Below are 4,842 nucleotides of genomic sequence, written 5' to 3'. Positions count from 1 at the left end.
CGGCATGCCGGGCTTCATGTTGAAGTAGCGGTTGACCCAGATGGTGCCGGTCTGCATGGCGCGCGAGACCCGGTGCGCGCGGCCGAGGTTGCGCGTCCACAGGCCGCCGCCGAGACCATAGCTGCTGTCGTTGGCGATGGCGATGGCGTCTTCTTCGGTGTCGAAGGTGATGGCGCAGGTCACCGGCCCGAAGATTTCCTCCTGGGCGATGCGCATGCGGTTGTCGACGTCGGTGAAGATGGTCGGCTCGATGAAGTTGCCGTTCTCGAAGCCCGGCACCGTGGCGCGCTTGCCGCCGCGGTAAATCTTGGCGCCTTCCTTGACGCCGAGTTCGAGGTAGGACAGCACCTTGTCGCGCTGCATCACCGACGCCTGCGCGCCCATCTGCGTGGCTGGATCGGTGGGATCGCCCAGGCGCACGGCGTCGAGCGTGCGGGCGAGTTTTTCGAGGAACTCGTCGCGGATGCCGCGCTGCAGCAGCAGCCGCGTGCCGGCCAGGCACACCTCGCCCTTGTTGAACACCGTCGACATGGCGGCGCTTTCGACCGCGGCGTCGATGTCGGCGTCCTCGAACACGATGTGCGCCGACTTGCCGCCAAGCTCCAGCGTCTGCGGGATGACGTTGACCGCGGCGTACTGCATGATGCGCCGCGCGGTCGGGATCGAGCCGGTGAAGGCCACCTTGCGCACCAGCGGATGGGTGACCAGCGGCTCGCCGACGTCGGCACCGAAGCCGGTGACCACGTTCACCACGCCGGGCGGGATCACGTCCTGCATCTCGCGGAAGAACTCCAGCACCGACAGGCACACCGTCTCGGCGGGCTTCAGCACGATGGTGTTGCCGGCCGCCAGCGCCGGGGCGATCTTGCTCGCCATCATGATCAGCGGCACGTTCCACGGGATGATCTGCGCCACCACGCCGTAGGGCTCGCGATGCACCACGCCGAGCGCATCCGGGTAGTCGATGGCGCGACCGTCCAGGTGCCAGGCGGCACCGGCGAACATCTCGAACTGCGAAATGGCGGTCGGCACGTCGAAGTGCAGCGACTCGCGGATCGGCTTGCCGTTGTTGAGCGTCTCGAGCAGCGCGAAATCCTGCGCGCGGGCCTTCAGGCGCCGGGCGATCTCGACCAGCACCTCCTGACGCTCGGCCGGCGTGCTGTGACCCCAGGTCTTGAAGGCTTCGGCGGCGGCGGCCACGGCGCGCTCGACGTCCTTGGCATTGCCGGCGGCGATGCGCGACAGCACCTGCCCGGTGGCCGGATTGAACAGGTCGATGGTGGCGCCGCTGGCGCCCTCCACCCACTGCCCGCCGATGAACTGGCCGTACTGGGCTTGATACAGGCCACTGCTGGCGATGTTTTCGAGCGGTTTGTTCACTGCGTCCTCCTGACGACGGATAACGATCAAAAAAGTCGGCCGCGGGCGAACCGCTGCGCGGCAAGGCAGCGCCTTGGCGCGAACGTGTAGCGCGTTGCCCGGCCGCGCGATGGTAATCCGATCGTCCGTTATTTACAAAAAGACATAACGCACGATCACTGCTGCGCCGGCCGGCCGTCAGCCGCCACCCGCTCCGCCAGCTGATCGAGGGTGGCGGCGGCGCACTCGCCGGCCGCCGCCTGCACCGCCTGATAGGCCGCCAGCACGTCGCGGCCGAGCGGCGTCAGCATGGCGCCGCCGCCGTGCGCGCCGCCGCGGCTGGCGTTGACCAGCGGCGCCGTGAAATGCCGGTTCAGCGCATCCACCAGCTGCCAGGCGCGCTTGTAGCTCATGCCGATGCGCCGCCCGGCGGCGGAGATCGAGCCGGTTTCATCGATGCCGCGCAGCAGCTCGGCCTTGCCGGGGCCGATCGACACCCCCGGCGCCAGATCGAGCCGCAGCCACAGGCGCGGAAAGCCGCCGGCGCGCGCGGTACTCACGGCGTGGCCGGCCCGTCGTGCACGCGCAGCGTAAACCCGGCATCGGCGAGGAACTGCGATTCCTGCGCGAGGTCGGCGCCGGTCAGCGGGTGACGCTCGAGCCAGCCGGGCGGGAAACGCAGGGTCAGCGTGTTGCCGGCCGCCTGCAGCGTGAACCGCGGCAGGCGCAGCGCCGCGCGGCTTCGGTGCAGCACCACCGCCAGGCGCAGCAGCACCGCCAGGCGCAGCACGGCGACGCGCGCCGCCTCGTCGAGCGCCGCGCACTCGGTGACCGCGAGCTTGCGCCGGTGCAGGCGCACCAGCAGCGCCAGCTGCTGCTGTTCCTGACGCGAGAAGCCGGCCAGGTCGGCGTGCTCCAGGATGTAGGCGCCGTGTTTGTGGTATTGCGCGTGCGCCACGTCGAGGCCGATCTCGTGCAGCTGCGCCGCCCACTGCAGCAGGCGGGCGTGCTGCGCGTCGGTGAGCTGCCAGTCGGCGGCCACCGACTCCAAGCAGCGCTGGGCGGTGCGCATCACGCGCCGGGCATGGGCGCCATCCACGTGGTAGCGGCGCGCCAACTGCGCCACCGTGCGGTCGCGCACGTCGGCATCGTGCAGCCGATCGAGCTGGTCGTACAGCAGTCCCTGGCGCAGCGCGCCGTCGGAGATCTCGATCTGCGCCAGGCCCAGCGCCTCGAACAGCGCCAGCACGATGGCAAAGCCGCCCATGAACACCGGCAGGCGGTCGGCGCGCACCTGCAGCTGCGTGAGCTTGTCCACCCGGCCGAGCTTGAGCAGCCGCCGGCGCAGCGCCTTGAGCCCAGCCGCGGTGATGCCGGCCTCAGCCAGGCCCTCGACACGCAGCGCCTCGGCCACCGCCACCATGCTGCCCGAGGCGCCGATCACGCGCTGCCAGCCGAGCGCCCGATAGTCGGCGGCCACCGGCTCGAGCTCCTGCAGCGCCGCCAGTTCGGCCGCGCGCAGGCGCTCGGCGCTGATGCGTCCGTCGCCGAAAAACCGCAGGCTGTGCGACACACAGCCCAGGTACAGGCTCTCCAGGCGCAGCGGCTGGTAATGGCGGCCGATGATGAGCTCGGTGCTGCCGCCGCCGATGTCGATCACCAACTGCTGGCGGCCGTCGTCCGGCACGCTGTGGGCGACGCCCAGGTAAATGAGCCGCGCCTCCTCGACGCCGGAGACGATTTCGATGGGATGTCCCAGCGCGCGCTGGGCGTCGACCAGAAAACGCTGGCCGTTGGCGGCCTGGCGCAGCGCGTTGGTGCCCACCGCGCGCACCGCGCCCGGCGGCAGGCGGCGCAGGCGCTCGCCGAAGCGGCGCAGGCAGGCCAGCGCCTCGGCGCAGATGGCCGGCGTCAGGTTGCCGTCGGCGTCCAACCCGGCGCCCAGGCGCACCGGCTCGCGCAGGCGATCGATCACCTGCAGCTCATCGCCGCTGACGCGCGCCACCATCAGGTGAAAGCTGTTCGAGCCCAGGTCCACCGCAGCGATGGTATCGAAGGCCGGACCGGCCGCCGGCCGCCGGCGCGCAGCAGATGCACCCATCGACCGCGCCGCTCAGCGCCGCGCCATGCGCGCCAGATGCTCTGGCGCCATCAGCCAGTGCAGGCGTCCGCCGCCCGGGCGCGGCAGGCCGGGAAACTCCAGCAGGCAGGCACCGGCGCGCTCGAACACGAAAAACCGCCCGGCCAGGCCGGTCAGCATGTGGCAGGTCCAGTAGCTCAAGTCGTCCTCATGGCCGACCAGCGCCAGCGGGCCGGCCTGCCCGGCCAGCCACGCCGACAGCCCATCGAGCCGCCCCGGGGCCAGCGCGTCGGTTTCGCACAGCGGCACCGCATAGACCTCGGCCAGCAGGGCCGCGGTCTCGCGCGCCCGGCGCAGCGGGCTGTGAGCGATCAGCATGAGGTCCGGCACCAGCGCCTGCAACGCGCCGCGCAGCTGGCGCATGAGGCCGGCGCCGGCGGCGCTCAGTGGACGCTCGGCGTCCGGAAAACCGGACTCGGCGGGGGCATGGCGGATGACCAGACAGCGCACGGCGACTCGGGCATGGCAGCAAAGGGCGTCCTCATTATCGTCGCCAACCGGGCTGCGGATGGTGACAGCCGCACCGCCAGCGTGGTCTCAGAGTTTGTGAAGAAATGCGCGTCCTGCGCATTTCTTGCGTCGCCCGTCCGGTACATGCCCGGACGGGCTCCCGCGAATCAAGCCCTTACGGGCTCGCTTCGCGTCCGGCCATCCCTGGCCGGCCCGAGAGCTTGAAAAATTCACAAGCTCTCACTCGGCCAGCGCCGCCTCGCCGCGCCACAGGTCGTCCAGCGTCTCGCGGGCGCGGATCAACTGCGGGCGCTGCCCGTCGATCATCACCTCGGCCGGCCGCGGGCGGCTGTTGTAGTTACTGCTCATGGCAAAGCCGTAGGCACCGGCGTCGCGCAGCACCAGCAGATCGCCGGCCTGCAGCGCCAGCCGGCGCGCGTGGGCGAGGAAGTCGCCGCTCTCACACACCGGGCCCACCAGCTCCCACACGGCCTGCTCGGCGGCCGTTTCGCGCACCGGCAGCACACCGTGGTAGGCGTCGTACAGCGCCGGGCGCAACAGGTCGTTCATGGCCGCATCGACGATGGCGAAATTGCGCTCGGCGCCGGGTTTCAGGTACTCGACGCGCGTCAGCAGCACGCCGGCCGGCCCGACGATGGAGCGCCCGGGCTCGATGGAAATCTCCACCCCGCTGCCGGCGAACGGCGCACTGATGGCGGCCACGTACTCGGCCTGGCTCGGCACCGGCTCGTCGCGATACGCAATCCCAAGGCCGCCGCCGAGATCGACCTGCCCGACGGCGATGCCGTCCGCTTCGAGCTCCACACGCAGCGCCGCGATGCGGGCGGCCGCCTCGCGCAGCGGCGCCAGATCGGTCAGCTGCGAGCCGATAT

4 protein-coding genes and 1 pseudogene are annotated in these 4,842 nt (G+C 70.9%); all 5 read right to left on the bottom strand.

What is annotated here, in order from left to right:
* The coding region (locus PHC73_RS11620) for an aldehyde dehydrogenase family protein (protein ID WP_300128322.1) at nt 1-1,380 on the bottom strand (1,380 nt) is incomplete at its 3' end.
* Nucleotides 1,381-1,535: 155 nt separating this feature from the next.
* A complete protein-coding gene (locus PHC73_RS11615) occupies nt 1,536-1,919 on the bottom strand; it encodes a LysR family transcriptional regulator (RefSeq protein WP_300128320.1) in 384 nt (127 codons plus the stop codon).
* The gene (ppx, locus tag PHC73_RS11610) at nt 1,916-3,460 is read right to left on the bottom strand and encodes an exopolyphosphatase (protein WP_300128318.1); all 1,545 of its coding nucleotides are present in this window, start codon (nt 3,458-3,460) and stop codon (nt 1,916-1,918) included. The genes PHC73_RS11615 and ppx overlap by 4 nt, the downstream gene beginning before the upstream one ends.
* Before the next feature lie 12 nt (nt 3,461-3,472).
* Nucleotides 3,473-3,949, bottom strand: coding sequence for a histidine phosphatase family protein (locus PHC73_RS11605; protein ID WP_300128315.1), 477 nt, complete (start codon nt 3,947-3,949; stop codon nt 3,473-3,475).
* A 240-nt stretch (nt 3,950-4,189) separates the two neighbouring features.
* Nucleotides 4,190-4,842, bottom strand: a pseudogene (locus PHC73_RS11600) (diaminopimelate decarboxylase); the annotation flags it as partial.

Origin of the sequence: Immundisolibacter sp., assembly GCF_028696615.1 — a bacterium.
Classification (GTDB): domain Bacteria; phylum Pseudomonadota; class Gammaproteobacteria; order Immundisolibacterales; family Immundisolibacteraceae; genus Immundisolibacter.
This window is presented reverse-complemented; position numbering and strand designations above follow the sequence as displayed.

What these genes read in the sequence shown, in the direction of transcription:
- ppx (WP_300128318.1), bottom strand. Translation starts at nt 3,460, where the DNA reads ATGGGTGCATCTGCTGCGCGCCGGCGGCCGGCGGCCGGTCCGGCCTTC.